This is a genomic window from Modestobacter sp. URMC 112 (assembly GCF_053502575.1).
This window is the reverse complement of the sequence record NZ_CP199957.1, coordinates 3,341,228-3,357,657: the sequence shown is the minus strand read 5'-3', so window position 1 is coordinate 3,357,657 and position 16,430 is coordinate 3,341,228. Positions and strand designations below refer to the sequence as shown.

Genomic DNA, 16,430 nt, shown 5'->3' with positions numbered 1-16,430 from the left:
GGGCTGATGTGCGCGCCGCCGGCAGCCGTGAAGGTGGGAGCACCCACCCGATCAAGCCACGGAGCATCGTGATGAGAACGCCTCGATCCCACACCGCACGAGAGAGTCTGCCGTCCCGCAGCGAGCTGGACGATCTGCGCATGCCCGTGCAGGCCAAGCTCGCAGCCGCATGGACCAGCATCATGTTCCTGTACATCTACGTCGACTACTTCCATCTGTACAAGCCCAGCGCCATCGACGCCATCCGGGCCGGCGTCGTCTATGAATTCGACATCGGCCCGGCCTTCCTCGCCATCGGGCTCACGATCGTGGCCATCCCGGCCCTGATGGTGATGCTCTCCATGACGCTTCCCGCCCGGGTGAACCGCGCCACGAACCTCGTCCTGGCAACGCTGTACATCCCCGTCTCGATGTACAACGCGCTAGGGGAGTCCTGGGACTGGGCCTTCTTCTACGGCCTCTCCATCGGACTCGAGCTGCTGCTCCTAGCCTTCATCCTGCGCTCAGCCTGGACCTGGCCCCGCCGCACCACATCACCGGCGACCAGGGCAACCAGCCTCGACAACGAGCCGCTCCGCGCGCCGCAGCAGGCCTGACCGCCCGCCCCGCGCCCGACCATCCTCCGCTCGCCCCACCCCATCCCTCCACAACGGGTCCCGGTCATGATGGAGGCACGCGAGCGTCTACGGCGCCCGCAAGGCCTGGCTGGCGCTCAACCGCAAAGGTGTTCCGGTGGCCCGGTGCACCGTCGAGCGATTGATGCGCCAGCTCGACCTGGAAGGTGTGCGCCGCGGTCGCCGGCACCGCACGACCATCGCCGATCCGGGTGCCCTAGGGGCAGCTGAGCTGGTGCAACGCCGGTTCTCCCCGGCCCGACCCGATGCCGTGTGGGTAGTCAGGTCGTAGCCGGGGCGCTTGTCGCCGCGCGGGGTGAAGGTGTCGGCCCGGGCGGCGTACCGGTCCCCCTCGAGGCCGCGCCCGGTGACCGCCCCGGCGACCTCGAGCACCTGCATCTCGGCTTCGGCGGCGGGCTCGATCGCGAGCGCCTCCACCGTGCCGTGCAGGTCCGGCGTGGCCGCAACGGGCCGGAGGACCGGATCCAGCGAGGCGACGGCGTAGGCGGCGGTGCTGGGCAGCTCGGCGGTGACCCGGCCCAGCTGGGTCGGGTCCTGCGGGCTGAGCACGATGCCCGGCGGGATACCGAAGGCGACGGTGGCGACGTCGGTATCGGCGGTCCGGACGACGGCGATCCACCAGCCGGGCCACTGGAAGCGCATGGGGTCGGCGATGGGAACCAGGCCGGAGTCCCGCCCGGCCAGCCAGGTGCGGAAGGCGCCGACGGCCGAGGACAGGTTGCCCGGAGGGAGCGGCAGCTCGGCGACCGGTACCTCGGTGACCGAGGCCAGGCAGGCGGCGAGACCGCGGGTCAACGCACTGACCCCGGGTGCGGTGGGCAGGTCGGTGTCATCCACAGGTTGCTCCCGACGGTGCGGCGGCGGTGCAGGGTGGCTGCGGTACCTGCGAGAGAGGCCAGGAGGACGGCGGTCCCCACTGCGGCGTGGTAGCCGCGGTCGCTGAGGGTGCCGGCCAGGGCGGTCCCGGCCGACCCGGCGGTGATCTTCAACGCCGCGACCCAGATGAAGATCTGGTTGCGGGCGGCGGCGGGGGCGTACTCGGTGCGGGCGGCCAGCGTGCTGGCGAAGAACAGCGCGTTGAGCAGTCCGGTGCCCAGGTAGGCGGCGACGAGCAGGCCGAGGGCGGGTGCGGTCAGGGCGGCCAGCAGCCCGGCTGCCACGGCGAGTGCGAGCCGTCCGGTCAGGGCGTCCGGGACGCCCCGCAACGGGCGCACGATGAGTAGCAGCGCCCCGAACAGGTTGCCCAGGCCGTAGCAGGTGACCAGGAGCGCGGCGGAGGGTGCGGTCAGCTCGAGCTCGGTCGCCGACCGGACGGCGGCCACCGGGAGGGCCGCGACGGCGAGGGCGACGGCGATGGTCAGCAGCAGCGTCCGCCGCAGCTGTACGGATCTCCAGATGGACACCAGCGTGGTGACCGGAGACGGCACCGGGGATCGGTGCCCGCCGGAGTCCGCCTCCGGGCATGGGAGCGCAAGCACCAGTCCTACGGCGGTGAGCGTGCACCCCGCCAGAACCGGCAGGGCCGTGGTGGGGCCGGCGACCGCTGCGCAGGTGGCGACCAGCGCCGGGCCGGAGCTGCCGCCGATGCCGTAGGTGGCCACGTCCCACCCCTGGGCGCGGCGTTGGGTGGCCTGGTCGGCGCGGATGAGCGACACCAGCTGACTGCTGATCCCGCCGGTGAGCAGCGGGCCGCAGGTTCCCGCACCGACCAGCAGCAAGGCGACCAGGGCCACGGGAGCCACCGGCAGCAGCAGGGTCGCGGCGGCCAGCAGAACGGCGTAGCCGGCGCAGGCGGCGGCGATCACCCGCCGTCCGTCCGGAGCCCGGTCCAGGGTGCCCGCGACGAACGGGCCCAGCAGGTGCGGCGCGGTCAGGCAGGCGGCGAGGGCACCGGCGCGAAAGCCGCTGCCGCCCGCGTGGGTGACCAACAGGACGACGCCGATCAGCGCACCGGCGTCCGACATGCGGGCCAGCACGGCGGCGGGCACGTAGCGCAGCAGCACCGAGTGCAGCGCCCGTGGTGGCGCGCCGGTGGTCGGCTCGGCGCTGAGAACCCCTGGACCGGTCGGGTGGATGCCGGTCGTCGGGTCCGCGCGGGTCATCCGGCCAGGTCCAGGTCGCGCAGGATGGCTCCCACATCTCGGCGGCCCTCGTCCGGCAGCGGCAGCAGCGGCAACGGCAGGTTCGGCCGGCCGATCAGCTCGAGGTGCTCGGCGATGGCCGCGGCCACGCGCAGGCTGCCGTAGCGACCGAACAGCGACCACAGCGGGGACAACCGCGCGGACACGGCCCGTGCCTGCTCGTGGTCGCCGCGGGCCGCGGCACGGACGATCTCCAGCGCGGGCTCGGGCAGCACGCCCCCGATCACCGAGAACCAGGCGTCGCAGCCGGCGGCCAGAGCCACCGCGGCCGAGGCGTCGCCGCTGATGCCGATGCCGTACCCCTCGGGCAGGACCGCGCGCAGCGCGTGGATGCGGGCCGCGGCCTCGCGGGGGTCCAGCGGGGTCGGCGGGATCTTCACCGCGGTCACCCCCGGCAGGCCGGCGATGCGGGCGTGCAGCTCGTCGCTGATGCGGACGTGGGTGGTGCCCGGGTTGTCGTAGACGATCACCGGCACCGACGCCGCGGCTGCGACGTCCCGATACAGGCCGTACACCTCCTCGTCGCTCAGGGCCTGGTAGGCCACCGGCGCCAGCAGCAGTCCGGCGGCGCCCGCCGCCTGCGCGTCCTCGACGTGGCCGAGGACGTCACGGGTGCGCAGTGCGCCGACACCGACGATGACCGGCACGTCCCCGGCCGCCTCGACGGCGATCCCGGCCAGGGTCCGGCGCTCGTCCCGGGCGAGGTAGGCGTAGCTGCCAGTGGAGCCCAACGCGCCGATGGAGTCCACTCCGGCCTCGGCCAGTCGTCGCACCATGCGGGCAAAGGCGTCCTGGTCGACTTCGTCCTCGGAGACGGGAGTCAGGGGGAAGGCGGACAGGCCGATGAACACGCGAGGACTCCCGATGGCAGACGGAGGTTGGACACCAATACTGTGCGGACGACGTTGGTCCCCCAAGGAGTCCAAACCTCACTGACGAGAGGGGTCCAAGTGGCGCGGAATGGTGAACTGCTCGTCCGGTTGGACCGCACCGCCGACCTGTCCCTGAGCGCGCAGATCACCGCTTCGGTGCGCGCCGCGGTGCTCGGTGGCGTCCTCGGCCCCGGCGAGGTCCTGCCCCCGACGCGGGAGCTCGCCGCCGATCTCGGGGTCTCCCGCGGTGTGGTGGTCGCCGCCTACGAGCAGCTGATCGGCGAGGGGTTCGCCACCGGACGTAGGGGCGGGGGCACCGTGGTTGCGGTCCGTCCCGACCTGACCGCAACCCGTCGGTCACGCGGGCGGGTCACCCCGGCGGATGCGCCGGCCCCTCGGGCAACGGTCGATCTGACCCCCGGCCGTCCGGCCACCCGGCTGCTGTCAGACGCGGAGTGGCGGTCGGCGTGGCGCCGGGCGGTCGCCGGCAGCCCGCCGACCGGCCCGCCCGATCCGCTGGGCGTGCCCGCCCTGCGGGAGGCCGTGGCCGTGCACCTGCACCGGGTCCGGGGCCTGGAGGTGACCGTCGACGACGTCCTGATCACCGCCGGGACCAGCGACGCCCTCACGCTGGCGGCCATCGCGCTCGGCAGCCCGGACCGGCGCCCGCTCGTCGTGGTCGAGGACCCCGGCTACGCCATCGCCCGCCGGGTGCTGGCCGCCGCCGGCGCCCGCCTTCACCCACTGCCGGTGGACGCCGATGGTCCTCGCGTCGCCGACCTCGCCGCGCTCATCCCCGCGCCCGACGCGGTCCTGCTCACCCCGTCCCACCAGTACCCGCTGGGCGGGCGGATGCCCGTGCAGGAACGGGTGGACCTCCTGCACTGGGCCGCCGACCACGGCGTGGTGGTTCTCGAGGACGACTACGACAGCGAGTTCCGCCACCGGCGCCGGCCGCTCCCGGCGATGGCGTCGCTGCCCTCTCGCGCCGACGTCGTGCTCATCGGGAGCTGGTCGAAGACGCTGACTCCGTGGCTGCGCTGCGGCTGGATGGTCGCCCGCGGCCCGGTCGGGGAGCGCCTGCGAAGGACCCGCGTCGCCCTGGACACCCCCGTGTCCGGCGTGCAGCAGACCGCGCTGGTCCATTTCCTGGCCGGTGGCGGCCTGGCCCGACACACCGCGCGGGTACATCGCGACTACGGCCACCGGCGCAAGCTCGTGGCCCAGGCCCTGGGCAACCGACCCGACGTCACCCTGGGCGCGCTCGACGGCGGGCTGCACGTCGTGGTCCATCTGCCCTCCACCATCGACTCGGCGGAGCTGGTGCGCGAGGCCGCACAGCGCGGGGTGCTTGTCGCCGACCTGGCCGACTACTACGCGCGCCGCCCACCGTCATCCGGTGTGGTCTTCGGCTACGGCGCCCCCAGCGACCTGGAACTGCGTTCGGCCCTCGCCGTCCTCCAGGAACTGCTGGACACCGCTCGCGCCGGCCACCTGTAAGGCCTCCTGCACACCGGCCGTCTGCGATGGCCCACCTCCGGGATGGGCAGCCGCATCGAGGACTACGACACGCACGCCCCGAACCGGGCACCAGTCGCCGATCCGGGGCACCGGGTCTCCTCGCAGCCGCCGGGACTGCGACGGCCACGCTGGACGAGGTCCCCGCCGACACTGCCCCCTTGCCGAAGACGTGGTCGAGCGGCGACGCCAGGTCGTTCGACGACGACCTCGGCGCGCTTGCCGACCGCATGCACGCGGCCCACCAGGCGTCAGCCACGAGACGTCACGGTAGGTAGTGTCGGCACCGTGTGGGCCGGAGCCCGTCGTCACGATCGGCGATCACGTACTGGCCCCCTGACCTGCACGTATATCGGTGGGGCGGGTGGGGCTCGAACCCACGACCCAGGGATTATGAGTCCCATGCTCTGACCAGCTGAGCTACCGCCCCGTGCGGCTCAGCCTGCCATGTCCCCCGACGACGGTCTCGCCGTCCCCACGCACGAGTCGCACGGCAGGGCAGGGTGTGCACCGACCTGTTCTCCCACCCGCAGGTCGCACGCTGGGACGGGGTGGTGCTGCGCAGGCTGCAGGAACGATGTCGTCTTTGCGGGAGCTCACTGCTCTGCAGACGGGGGGAGCAGCGTCGTCGTCGTCCTGCCAGGTCACCACCTCCAAGTCCTCGCCCGGCTCCTCCGGGCAGCGATCCTGCCGGGAAACGGCGGGTCAGTGACTCCTCCTGGACAGAAGGTGCTCGCCATGACCGCCGATCACGTCCGCGACCTCTTCCGACGCTTCGCCGAGGCGATGAACTCCCGGGAGCTGGAGCAGCTCGACGACATCCTGACCGATGACTTCACGCGGCACTGCGAAGTGACACCCGACCTCGTCATCGACAGCCGGGAGGACTTCAACGAGTTCCTGCTGACGTTCGCGCTCGCCTCCCCGGACAACGTGCAGACCTCGAGCAGGTCGTCGAGGGCGACGAGGTCGGGTTCTGGGCGACCTACGAGGGCACCCAGGAGGAAGACTTCGGGCCCCCGGCGAGCGGCAGGAAGGCCACCTCCACGTTCGCCGGCGTCGCCCGACTCCGCGAGGACCGGATCGCCGAGTTGTGGTCGACCTGGGACGACATGATGATCCTCGGCCAGCTCGGACACCTGCCCGCGCCGGAGCCGGTCGGCTGAGCCGGCCGCACCGGGGGGCCCTGAGGACGTCAGCTCACCCGGAAGGCCGGATAGCCGGCCGCGGCCTCTTCCTCGCACTTCAGCCGGTAGGTACCCACGCCGCCGATGTAGGACAGCAGGCGTCGGGGCTTGCCGGGCACGTTCGAGCCGAGGTACCAGGAGTTCGTCCTGGCCACGAGGGTGGCGCCGGCGATCTCGTCGTGGTGGGCGACCCAGGCGTCCTCTCCCTCCTTGGTCGGCTCGATCACCGACCTGCCCTGCTCGCGCAGGGTGCGGATGGTGTCGCTGATCCACTCGGTCTGCTGCTGCAGGCAGGTGGTCATGTTGCACAGCGCCGCGGAGGGGGCGAGCGGGACGGCGGTGGTGAGCATGTTCGGATACCCCTCCACCATCAGACCCATCGTCGTGCGGATGTCCCGGCTCCAGTCGTCGGCCAGGGCGCGGCCGCCGCGACCGCGGATGTCGATGCGGGTCAGGGCGCCGGTGCCGGCGTCGAACCCGGTGGCCATGACGATGACGTCGAGCTCGTGCACGCTCCCGTCGGCCAGCTCGACGCCCTCGGGGCGGATCCGCGCGATGGGGTTGTCCCGGACCCCGACCAGCTCGACGTTCTCCCGGTGGTAGACCTCGAGGTAGCCACGCTCCAGCGGGACCCGGTGGGTACCGAAGCCGTAGTCGGTGGGGACGAGGACGTCGATGAGCCGCGGGTCCCGGAGCCGGGCGCGCATCTTGTCCCGCACGAACTCCGAGACAGCCTCGCTGACCTCCTCGTCGAAGAAGATCTCCCCGAAGCCGGCCAGCCACAACTTGAGCGACCCGTCCTGGTAGATCTCCTCGAGGAGCTCGTGCCGCTGCTCGGGGGTGCACGCGGCCCAGGCGTGCTCGAAGTCGTACTCGAAGCCGGTGAACGTCCGCGGGATCGTCGACCGCAACTCCTCGAAGCGGCTCTTGTACCAGGCCTGCTCGGCCTCCCCGTACTTCGGGTTCTTCATCGGCAGGACGTACTGCGGCGTGCGGGCGAAGACGGTCAGGTGGCCGACCTGGTCGGCGATGGTCTGGATGACCTGGATGCCGGTGGCGCCGATGCCCACCACGCCGACCCGCTTGCCGGCCAGCTCGACGCCCTCCCTGGGCCACCGGGAGGTGTGGAACACGGTCCCACGGAAGGTGTCCTGCCCCTCGAACAGCTGCTCCATCGGGGCGGAGAGCATCCCCCCGCAGGTGATGAAGAACTGTGTGTCGATGGTGTCGCCGCGGTCGGTGCGGACGGTCCAGCGGCCGCGGTCCTCGTCGTAGTGCGCGCTCGTGATCATGGTGGAGAACTGGATGTCCCGACGGAGGTCGAGCCGGTCGGCGACGTAGTGCATCCACCGCTCGATCTCCGCCTGACCGGGGAACTTCTCGCTCCAGCTCCAGTCCTTGTACAGCTCCTCGGAGAAGAGGTACTGGTAGATGTAGCCCTCGCTGTCGAAGCGGGAACCGGGGTAGCGGTTCCAGAACCAGGTGCCGCCGACGTCGTCCCCGGCCTCGTAGCCACGGACCCGCAGGCCCTGCTCGCGCAGCTGGTGGAGCTGGTAGAGGCCGGCCACACCCGCGCCGAGGACCACCGCGTCGAGGGTGAGGACGCTGTCGGGCGCTGGGGACGGGGTCTCGACGGCTGACGTCATCGCGGGAGCACCTCTTCCGTGGGCTGTCTCACCGGGCGCTGCCATCCTGCGCGGTGTCCGGCCCCGCGGTGGTGTCCCAAATCCGGACACCGGCGGGCTCAGTCGCTGATGCCGTAGTGCCAGATCTTGCGGTAGAGCGTCGACCGCGCGAGCCCGAGCGCGCTGGCCGCCGCGACCTTGTTGCCGCCGGCGGAACGCAGCGCCGTGACGATGGCGTCACGTTCGGCCTCGTCGACGGGGCGGAGGGCGCTGCGCGGGACGCTCGAGCAGTACGTGGGCAGGTCCTGCGCCTGGATGCAGCCGACCGGCCGCAGCCGCAGCGCGGACGCCAGGGCCTCCCGCAGCTGCCGCACGTTGCCCGGCCAGCAGTAGCGGACGACCAGCCGCATCGCCTCGGCGTCGAGCCGCACCTCGCGGTGCGGAGCCAGCTCCGCCAGCAGGGCCGCGACGAGTGCGGGCACGTCCGCGGAGCGGTGGTGCAGCGGAGGGACCGACGTCGACGCCCGGAACAGCGCCAGCAGCGGGGCGTGCGGGGTCCCTGCCGTGCCGCACTGCGCCGTGGCGGCCACGTGCCCGGGCGGTCGCACGGCGCTCCCGAGCCGGGCGAGGAGCGCCTGCACCGTCCGCGGGGACAGCCGGTCGACGTCCCGCAGCACGTGCAGCACCGGCTCGGGCCGGGGCTGCAGCAGCCGGTCCGCCGCCTGCTGCGGAGCGCTCTCCAGCTCCGCTGCCCCGACCAGGACGACGGAACCGGCCGGGTACAGGGCGTCGTGCAGCTGGGACAGCAGGGTGGCCCGCCCCGTGCCGGGCTCGCCGAGGACGACGACCCCCTGCCCGGCCCGCAGCGCGTGCTCGACGGTGGCCGCGGCCGCCCGCCAGGCGGGGCTGGTGCTGGTGCCGGCCACGACGCGACCGCCCCGAGCCCGCGCGGTGTCCGGCGGGAGCTGCGCGGCCGGCGGCGGGCCGGGCGCGGTGGTGCCCGGCCCGCCGGGTTCCTGCACCACCCCGACCAGGACGACGACCCCGGCGACGTCATCGCCGACGGCCACCGCCGAACCGCGCACCCGGACCCGTGTCCCGGACGGCAGGTCCACCCGGTCGTCCAGGCGCGCGGACCTCGTCATCACGAACCGCACGTGGTCCTGGAGGGCGGCCAGGTCCAGCGGCCCGAGCAGCGTCTGCATGGCCGCGTTGCCCAGCACCATCCGCTGCCCGACAGCGAGGACCGCGCCACGGTTGCGCGCGTCGACCCGCGAGTAGTGCTCGAACAGCGCCTGCTGGACGTGGTCCCGGTCCATGATCAGGTTCCGCTCGATGCGCGCGGCCGCTGCGCGGACGAGGGAGTGCATGAGTGGCGTCGAGTCCTGGCTGCGGCAGCTGATGTCCAGGACGCCGTCGATCCGCCCGGTGAACGGGTCCCGGATCGGCGCACCGGCACAGGCGAAGGTCTGCAACGACTCGACGAAGTGCTCGGCGCCGACGATGTGCACCGACTCGCCGAACTCCAGGACCGTGCCGACCCCGTTGGTCCCGACCGTGCCCTCCGCGTAGCCGAAGCCCTGTGCGAAGCAGACGCGGTCGAAGACCCGGCCCATCCGCGCGTCGGTGTCCCGGCGGACCAGGAGGCGGGCGCGGTCGTCGGTCAGCGCGACGCACATCGGGGCGTCGGCGATCTCCTCGGCGAGCTGCTCGATCACCGGCTGCGCGCAGCGGACGAGCCGGGAGCCCAGGTCGAGGTCGGCGAAGTACTCGTGCGAGAGCTCGCCGGGGTCCACGCCGGAGGAGGCACTGCGCCGCCAGGACGCCGCCACGTGGCCGGGGACGCCGCGGAGGCTCGGCGCGTCGTCCAGGAGGTGTGCCCGGGCACTGGTGAGGAGGAGCCCGCGGTCGGCGCGATCGGGCATGACAGCACCCCCTGTGTCCCACCTCACATCGTCGCGCGGCGGTCAAGGGCCGGACGCCGAGGAGGCAGGCGCATCGCGCTCGCGAGACGGCGCCCCGGCGTCAGGAGCGCCGGGTCAGGATGCTCTCCGCCTGCGCGGCCATGCCGCGCACGACGGCGCCGGCGTCCTCGATCGCGTGGACCAGTCCGACCGCCTCGCCGACGATCACGTTGGTCCTCGACCAGCTCGTCCTCGTGCCCGTGCCAGCGGGCCACGAAGTCGTCGGCTCGACGTAGGGGCCGGCGTCCCCGAAGGACAGGAACAGGGCGGCGGGCGCATGGGCCAGCGCGAGGTCGACGTGGCGGGCGTCGATGCTCCAGGTGATGAAGCCGCACCCGACGTCGATGCTGCCGAACCGGTCGACTGCCGCGTCGACGGCGGCCCGGACGCCGGCCGGGTCGGTGACGTCGAGGGCGACGGCCGAGCAGGTCGTCGTGCTCGCCAGGGCGCGGGTGACCCGCCGGGCGTCGCGGGCGGTGCCGACGACCCGGTGGCCGGCGTCGAGGGCGGCGCGGGCCTGTTCCCGCAGTGGGACGGCCTCGCCGGCGACACCGTGGCCCTGCTGCGGGACCGCGGGCTCCCCCGGGGTGTAGGCAGCCGAGGGCTCCGGCGACGGACCAGCACGGACCTGACGCCGCTGGGTCCGCCCGCCGGGCTCTCACACGCCGACCGTGGTCGCCTCGCGGGGCGGCCGCCCCGGCACCTCCGGCAGGGCCCCGGCGGGCGCGGCCCGCCACGCACCGCGGTCCAGCACGATCACCGAGACGGCCACGACGCTCCAGGCGACGAACCCCAGCCACGCCATCCGCCGGGCGTCCGCGCCCTCGAAGCCGAGGTTCTCGATGGTGAAGGTCCCCTGCATGACGTGCATCAGCAGGGTCAGCAGGACGCTGCCACCGGTGCGGTTGAACAACCACACGTAGACCAGCGTGATGGCGAAGCTGTTGGCCAGGTAGAAGTACGAGCCGGACTCCATCACCACGATCGGCAAGTGCCAGAGCGTCACCATCAGGCCGAGGACCACTGCCGACTGCAGCGGTGACCGCTGGGTCTGCAGCTGCGGCACGGCGTAGCCCCGCCAGGCGGGTTCCTCGCCCATCGGCCCGTCCATCGGGTTGACCAGGCGGATCGCGAACAGCAGCGCGAAGCTGGACCAGGCGAGGTCGCGCACCGGCGTCATGGACGCGCCGAAGAGTGCGACGTTGGCCAGCGCGATGGAGACGATGACCGCCAGCGGCAGGCCGAGCGCAGCGGCGTACCAGCGCCAGCCGACCCGCCAGCGGACCAGCCGCGAGCCCAGCTCCCGGAAGCCCGCCAGGCCGTCGGTCGCGCCGATCACGATCAGCGCGGCCAGGAGCGGCCCACCCGGGATGAAGCCGGGCTCCTCGCTGATGCCCGCGGCCCGCAGCGGCCACCCCCACCAGGACAGGGCGATCGCCAGGGTGAAGAACGAGACGAGCCGGTGCTGACGCATCCACTGGGACATGGCGGACCTCCGGTGAGCGGGTGGGACGGACCGGTCGGGGGAAGGGGCGGTGGTGGCGCTGGCCGCCGGTGACCCGGGCGGCCCCGGGGCGGGGCAGCGGTGGTCCGGCCCGTCCTGGATGACCCGGGTCCGGATGACGGCTCCCTCCGGCGTCCCCGGACCGGGCCGGCCCGCAGGCACCGACCGGACGGGCCCGGGGGGCTCAGGCGTGCGCCGCGGCACGGTGCCGACGCGCGCTGGCCAGCGCGTTGCCCCAGGCGAGCCACGCGGCCCCGTCGAGCAGCACGACGAGGACGGCGGACCAGAGGCCGGCCGTCGAGGCGGTGCCGCCGGCCAGGACGGCCACGATGGTGGCGACGGTCAGCGCGGCCAGCGCCGAGGGCAGCAGGACGGCGGAGTCGGCTTCCCCGACCGACGTCCAGCCCGGTCCAGCCCACAGGGTCAGGCTGACGGCCAGCAGGACGATCGCGGCGTACAGCGCGCCGGTCATGACGGTCAGCGCGGCCGGTTGCAACTGTCGGACGGGTGCGACCGCGGCGCTCAGGGCGGCGACGCCGGCAGACGCGACGGCGACCCGGGCGAGGACCGCAGCGGTCCGGACCACCGGCGTCGGCCGGAGCCGCAGGTGGGTCGGGACCGCCAGTGCGGCGACCGCCGACGACGCCACGGCAGCCGCCATCGACCACCAGAACAGCTCGAAGAGCGCCGTCTCCGTGATCCGGTACGGCGGAGCCTGCTCCTGGACCTTCGGGCCGGCCGTCCAGATGAGGGCCTGCACGGCCCACAGCGGTGCGGCCAGGAAGGCCGCGGCGGGGGCGGGGGAGCACTGCGGCGAGCGCGACATCGGGGTACGCCTTCCGAACCGGAGCTGCGACAGGAGCCACGTGGCCCCTGCCGATCAGTGCGCGCTCCACGACCGTAGGTCGGGGCCCAGGGCGGGACACGCCGGTGCACCCGTCGTCCCGGGGGCCGGTTTTCTGGTGGCGGTCGGGCCGCCGGCAGCGACGCGGGTCAGCTGCGCAGGAACAGCAGGACGGCCAGGACGCGGCGGCTCTCGCTGCCGGTCGCAGGCAGGCCCAGCTTGCCGAAGATGCTGGACACGTACTTCTCCACCGCCCGCAGCGTGATGACGAGCCGGTCCGCGATGCCCTGGTTCGAGGTGCCCGCGGCCATCAGTTCGAGGACCTCGCGCTCCCGCGGGGTGAGCCGGGCGAGCGGGTCGTCGCGACGGCGCCGCGAGAGCAGCATCGAGACGATGGTGGGGTCGATCGCGGAGCCGCCGGCCACGACGCGGCGCACCGCGGCGATGAACTCCGGGACGTCGCTGATCCGGTCCTTGAGCAGGTAGCCGACACGCTCCGCCGACTCGGCCAGCAGCTGCATGGCCAGCCCGACCTCGACGTACTGGGACAGCACCAGCACGGCCAGGCCGGGGTGCTCGGCCCGCAGCTCGATCGCGGCGCGCAGGCCCTCGTCGGTGTGCGTGGGAGGCAGCCGGATGTCCACGATCACCACCTCGGGCACCGCGACACGCAGCTCGGCCCGCAGTTGGACGGCGTCGCCGCACCGGGCCACGACGTCGAACCCGGCGTCGGTGAGCAGTCGGGCGATCCCCTCGCGGAGCAGGACGCTGTCCTCGGCGATGGCTACCCGCACGGCAGCTCCGCCCGTACCCGGGTGCCGCCGCCGACCGGCGTCCACACCCGCAGGCGCCCGTCGAGGGCCTCGACGCGGTCGGCCAGCCCCCGGAGTCCGGTTCCCCGCTCGGTGTCCGCGCCGCCGCACCCGTCGTCGACCACCTCGATGGTCATGACGCCGTCGTGCTGCGACAGGGTGACCGACACCGACGAGGCCCGCGCGTGCTTGCCGACGTTGGTCAGGCTCTCGCACACGACGTAGTACGCCGCGACCTCGACGGACTCGTCCAGCCGCCCGGGCAGGTCCACCTCGAGCCGGACGGGCAGCGGCGCCCGCGCGGCCAGCGACTCCAGCGCCACCGCGAGCCCGTGCGCGGTGACCACCGCCGGGTGCAGGCCCCGCGCCAGGTCGCGCAGCTCGGCCAGCGAGACCCCGATCTCGCCGCGGGCCTCGCTGAGCAGGGCCTCGGCCTCGGGATCGCTGCCGAGCCGGGTCTGCAGCACGCCGAGGTTGAGCGACAGGGCGACCAGCCGCTGCTGGGCACCGTCGTGCAGGTCGCGTTCCAGCCGCTGCCGCTCCCGCTGGCCGGCCTCGAGCACCCGGGCCCGTGAGCCGCGCAGTTCCTCCACGTTGGCCCGCAGCTGGGCCTGCAGCCGGCCGCTGCGCAGGGCGATGCAGGCAGCCGCGCGGACTGCGTCCAGCAGGGCCGGTTCGTCGCGCAGCGCCGGGTCGTGCACCAGCGCGGCCATCGGCCGGCCGTCGTCGTCGATCAGGCTGACCCGGTCCGGGTCGTCGGGCACCGTCACCGGACGCCCGTCCTGGTCGGCCCAGACGTCGAACGACGGCAGCCAGTACAGCAGCCGCAGCGACGGGTCCCGCAGGGCGCGTGCCAGCGGGACGCGCAGGTCAGCAGGCGCGCCGCGCAGGTCCATGACCAGGTCCGCGACGGAGCTCCGGGCCAGCCGGGCCTGGAGCAGACCGGCCAGGAACGCGACCGGGGCGACGCCCAGCAGGAACAGGCTGACCTGCTGGGTCACCGGGAAGGCGGGTCCGCCGAACGCGCCGACCACCAGCAGGAACGCGATCATGACGAGGCCGACCGCGAACGAGTCGACGAGCAGCGTCAACGACCGGCGCAGGTGACGCCCGTGGGCGCGGCGGCGCACCACCAGCAGCACGACCCCGCCGAGGGCGACCGCGCTCACCGTGGTGAGCACCGCGTTGTGCAGGACGACGGCGGGACCGGGCAGCTCCGCGACGGTCAGCACGTGGGGTCTCAGGCCACCGAGCAGCATGACGGTGACCTGGCCGGGGACGGCGGCCAGGTACCCGGCGTAGACGAGTGCCTTCTCCGCACGGCCGGTCAACCGGCCGCTCGGGAAGGTGAGGAACACGTGCACGATCATCACCAGCGGCACGAGGTCGGCCGCCTGCCCGACGGTGTGCCAGACCGCCTGATCGGCCCGGCCGACCGCGCTGACCAGCGTCCCGAACCCGGTGAGGACCATCAGCGGCCCGATGCGGTTCGTGGGCCGGCACCGCCAGGCGACGAGCCCGCTCACCGAGTACGTCACGGTGACCCAGCTCAGGACGGCGATGTTGCCGGCCGGGAACCCGTTGGCCAGACCGACCGCGACGACACCGGCGAGCCCGACCAGCAGCGCTGATCCGATCGCGGCGACGAGGAACGGAGACGGACGGGCCGGCATCGGCCACCCCCTGCGGTCGGGTCCCACGCTATTCCGACCGGTGCAGGGGGTCCAGAGCCGCGGCACCGCACCGTGCCGACCAGAAACCCGCCCCCCGGAACGACCAGTCCGCCGTCTTACCGTCCCTGTCGCGGACCGCGAGCGTGAGGCCATCGTCCCCGACCGCTCCTCGTGCGACAGGTGAGTCCCATGCCACGACGTTCCGCGCTGACGCTGACCGCCATCACCTCCCTGCTCCCGCTCGCCGCCGCCTGTACCGGCGGGTCCACCACCACGGACGTCGTGGACTACCGGATCGACGAGTCGGTGACCGCCCTGGTGATCGTCGCGCGGGCCGCGAAGGTCGACATCACGACCGGCGACGGCCCGGTGACCGTCACCGAGGAACACCGCTGGTCGCAGGGCAGGCCCAGCACGGCCCACCGGGTGGAGGGCACGACGTTGCGGCTGACCGAGTCGGGCTGCGGAGACGACGACGCCCGCTGCGACGTCCGATACCGGATCCGGGTGCCCGCGGCCATGTCGGTGGACGTCACGGCGCAGGCCGGCGCGATCCGGGTGGACGGCCTGGGTGGGGCCGTTCGCGTCGCCACCGAGGCCGGCGCCGTCGAAGCGCGAGCGCTCACCAGTGACGAGGTGGTCGTGACGACCGAGGCGGGGGCGACCTCGCTGGAGTTCGCCGAGGCGCCGCTGCTCGTCAGCACCACCACCAGCATGGGCGCCGTGGACCTGCGGGTCCCGCGCAGCACCGCGTACGCCGTCGACGTCTCGACGTCGGTCGGACCGAGCAGCGTGCACGTGGCCGAGGACCCGTCCTCGGCACACCGCATCGAGGTGCGCACCGAGGTGGGGGCGGTGTCGATCGGGCCGCTGCCGTGACCGCGGTGAGCGGGTCGATGCCCGGGCCGGGCGTGACGTGGTCGCGGGTGCCGGCGGGCCCGGCCAGGTCGTCGTCGGGCGCGAACGGGCTCAGTACTCCCATCGGGCGTACCGGGGGTGGCGGCCCTTCATGTCCTCGAAGAGCAGGACCTGGCGGTCGATGAACCAGGCCTTGGCGGTCTGTAGGACGACCAGTCCGGCGATCGTGTCGACCACGTCCAGCCGGACGAGCCCGTAGGTCAGCACAGCGGCCCCGACGAGCTGGATCGCGTACGTCGCGTTGAGCACGGCCGACGTGAACTGGGGCGGGATCTCGACCGAGGTCCGCTCGGACCACACCCGCTCACCGAAGACACCTCTCGACGCCCAGTTGCGGGTGGACCGGGGCTTCGGGAACAGCATCGGGTTGACCATCATGAAGACCAGCGAGAGGACGATCGGCACGAGGCTCCACCAGCCGATCCAGTCCCGGCTCCAGATCGACAGGGCCAGCAGCGGCACGACCGCGAACCTGGTCCAGACGCTGACCGGGTTGGCGTGCCGGGTCCAGTTCTCGCCCTCGAGCCCGAACAGCCTGGCCACCCGCTGCTCGCTGGTGACCTTGCCGGACGGCGACGAGTGGGCAGCGGGAGTGGTCATCACAGCTCCTCGGCTCGTGCGCGGTTCCCATCCGATGCCGTCGACGCTCGCAGCGGCGGCCCCGGCCGGACAGCCGGGCGACCGGTGGTCCCGGGGTGCGGGTTTCTGGTGGACCGCCCCGGCGGGCCGCGCGGTAC

13 protein-coding genes, 1 tRNA gene and 2 pseudogenes are annotated in these 16,430 nt (G+C 73.3%); 5 read left to right on the top strand and 11 right to left on the bottom strand.

What is annotated here, in order from left to right:
- Positions 1–140: 140 nt before the first annotated feature.
- Together ACWIX6_RS15815 and ACWIX6_RS15810 are read left to right on the top strand one after the other, a co-directional pair.
- Positions 141–596: a DUF6326 family protein gene (locus tag ACWIX6_RS15815; protein WP_448613388.1), complete on the top strand. Its 456-nt coding sequence runs from the start codon at positions 141–143 to the stop codon at positions 594–596.
- An 85-nt stretch (positions 597–681) separates the two neighbouring features.
- Positions 682–894 (top strand): annotated as a pseudogene (locus ACWIX6_RS15810) (IS3 family transposase); the annotation flags it as partial.
- 532 nt (positions 895–1,426) lie between these two features.
- Here the strand turns inward: ACWIX6_RS15810 and ACWIX6_RS15805 are convergent.
- Together ACWIX6_RS15805 and ACWIX6_RS15800 are read right to left on the bottom strand one after the other, a co-directional pair.
- Positions 1,427–2,737: a hypothetical protein gene (locus ACWIX6_RS15805; RefSeq protein ID WP_448613387.1), complete on the bottom strand. Its 1,311-nt coding sequence runs from the start codon at positions 2,735–2,737 to the stop codon at positions 1,427–1,429.
- The gene (locus tag ACWIX6_RS15800) at positions 2,734–3,627 is read right to left on the bottom strand and encodes a dihydrodipicolinate synthase family protein (protein WP_448613386.1); all 894 of its coding nucleotides are present in this window, start codon (positions 3,625–3,627) and stop codon (positions 2,734–2,736) included. Before ACWIX6_RS15800 ends, ACWIX6_RS15805 begins: the two co-directional genes overlap by 4 nt.
- Positions 3,628–3,726: 99 nt before the next feature.
- Here ACWIX6_RS15800 and pdxR point away from each other — a divergent pair, with 99 nt between their 5' ends.
- Positions 3,727–5,148 carry a MocR-like pyridoxine biosynthesis transcription factor PdxR gene (gene pdxR, locus ACWIX6_RS15795; RefSeq protein ID WP_448613385.1) on the top strand — a complete coding sequence of 474 codons (1,422 nt, stop codon included), beginning with the start codon at positions 3,727–3,729 and terminating at the stop codon, positions 5,146–5,148.
- A 374-nt stretch (positions 5,149–5,522) separates the two neighbouring features.
- Here pdxR and ACWIX6_RS15790 read toward each other — a convergent pair.
- A tRNA-Ile gene (locus tag ACWIX6_RS15790) sits at positions 5,523–5,596 on the bottom strand.
- A gap of 415 nt (positions 5,597–6,011) precedes the next feature.
- Between ACWIX6_RS15790 and ACWIX6_RS15785 the strand changes: the two genes are divergently transcribed.
- On the top strand, positions 6,012–6,332 hold the full coding sequence (locus tag ACWIX6_RS15785) for an ester cyclase (protein WP_448617002.1): 321 nt from the start codon (positions 6,012–6,014) through the stop codon (positions 6,330–6,332).
- Positions 6,333–6,361: 29 nt separating this feature from the next.
- Here the strand turns inward: ACWIX6_RS15785 and ACWIX6_RS15780 are convergent, their stop codons facing one another.
- The 7 genes and pseudogenes from ACWIX6_RS15780 to ACWIX6_RS15750 all read right to left on the bottom strand — a co-directional run bounded on the left by ACWIX6_RS15780 (position 6,362) and on the right by ACWIX6_RS15750 (position 14,775).
- Positions 6,362–7,999, bottom strand: a complete 1,638-nt coding sequence (locus ACWIX6_RS15780; protein WP_448613384.1) for a flavin-containing monooxygenase — start codon at positions 7,997–7,999, stop codon at positions 6,362–6,364.
- A gap of 98 nt (positions 8,000–8,097) precedes the next feature.
- Positions 8,098–9,903: a sigma-54-dependent Fis family transcriptional regulator gene (locus ACWIX6_RS15775; RefSeq protein ID WP_448613383.1), complete on the bottom strand. Its 1,806-nt coding sequence runs from the start codon at positions 9,901–9,903 to the stop codon at positions 8,098–8,100.
- A gap of 367 nt (positions 9,904–10,270) precedes the next feature.
- Positions 10,271–10,471 (bottom strand): annotated as a pseudogene (locus ACWIX6_RS15770) (SDR family oxidoreductase); the annotation flags it as partial.
- A gap of 129 nt (positions 10,472–10,600) precedes the next feature.
- Positions 10,601–11,428, bottom strand: a complete 828-nt coding sequence (locus ACWIX6_RS15765; RefSeq protein WP_448613382.1) for a CPBP family glutamic-type intramembrane protease — start codon at positions 11,426–11,428, stop codon at positions 10,601–10,603.
- Between the two features lie 202 nt (positions 11,429–11,630).
- Positions 11,631–12,272: a hypothetical protein gene (locus ACWIX6_RS15760; protein WP_448613381.1), complete on the bottom strand. Its 642-nt coding sequence runs from the start codon at positions 12,270–12,272 to the stop codon at positions 11,631–11,633.
- Positions 12,273–12,439: 167 nt separating this feature from the next.
- Entirely contained in the window at positions 12,440–13,084 is a 645-nt protein-coding gene (locus ACWIX6_RS15755; protein ID WP_448613380.1) for a response regulator, read from the bottom strand.
- Positions 13,075–14,775, bottom strand: a complete 1,701-nt coding sequence (locus ACWIX6_RS15750) for a histidine kinase (protein WP_448613379.1) — start codon at positions 14,773–14,775, stop codon at positions 13,075–13,077. The genes ACWIX6_RS15755 and ACWIX6_RS15750 overlap by 10 nt, the downstream gene beginning before the upstream one ends.
- 189 nt (positions 14,776–14,964) lie before the next feature.
- On the opposite strand from ACWIX6_RS15750, the gene ACWIX6_RS15745 reads away from it, so the two are divergent.
- Complete coding sequence (locus ACWIX6_RS15745) at positions 14,965–15,654, top strand: DUF4097 family beta strand repeat-containing protein (protein ID WP_448613378.1); 690 nt, start codon at positions 14,965–14,967, stop codon at positions 15,652–15,654.
- 90 nt (positions 15,655–15,744) lie between these two features.
- Here ACWIX6_RS15745 and ACWIX6_RS15740 read toward each other — a convergent pair whose 3' ends face one another.
- The gene (locus ACWIX6_RS15740) at positions 15,745–16,293 is read right to left on the bottom strand and encodes a DUF6653 family protein (RefSeq protein ID WP_448613377.1); all 549 of its coding nucleotides are present in this window, start codon (positions 16,291–16,293) and stop codon (positions 15,745–15,747) included.
- Positions 16,294–16,430: the final 137 nt, after the last annotated feature.

Coding starts and splice junctions, on each gene's coding strand:
- ACWIX6_RS15760 (WP_448613381.1), bottom strand. CDS start 12,272: ATGTCGCGCTCGCCGCAGTGCTCCCCCGCCCCCGCCGCGGCCTTCCTG.
- ACWIX6_RS15745 (WP_448613378.1), top strand. CDS start 14,965: ATGCCACGACGTTCCGCGCTGACGCTGACCGCCATCACCTCCCTGCTC.
- ACWIX6_RS15805 (WP_448613387.1), bottom strand. CDS start 2,737: ATGACCCGCGCGGACCCGACGACCGGCATCCACCCGACCGGTCCAGGG.
- ACWIX6_RS15740 (WP_448613377.1), bottom strand. CDS start 16,293: ATGACCACTCCCGCTGCCCACTCGTCGCCGTCCGGCAAGGTCACCAGC.
- ACWIX6_RS15775 (WP_448613383.1), bottom strand. CDS start 9,903: ATGCCCGATCGCGCCGACCGCGGGCTCCTCCTCACCAGTGCCCGGGCA.
- ACWIX6_RS15765 (WP_448613382.1), bottom strand. CDS start 11,428: ATGTCCCAGTGGATGCGTCAGCACCGGCTCGTCTCGTTCTTCACCCTG.
- ACWIX6_RS15780 (WP_448613384.1), bottom strand. CDS start 7,999: ATGACGTCAGCCGTCGAGACCCCGTCCCCAGCGCCCGACAGCGTCCTC.
- ACWIX6_RS15815 (WP_448613388.1), top strand. CDS start 141: ATGCCCGTGCAGGCCAAGCTCGCAGCCGCATGGACCAGCATCATGTTC.
- ACWIX6_RS15750 (WP_448613379.1), bottom strand. CDS start 14,775: ATGCCGGCCCGTCCGTCTCCGTTCCTCGTCGCCGCGATCGGATCAGCG.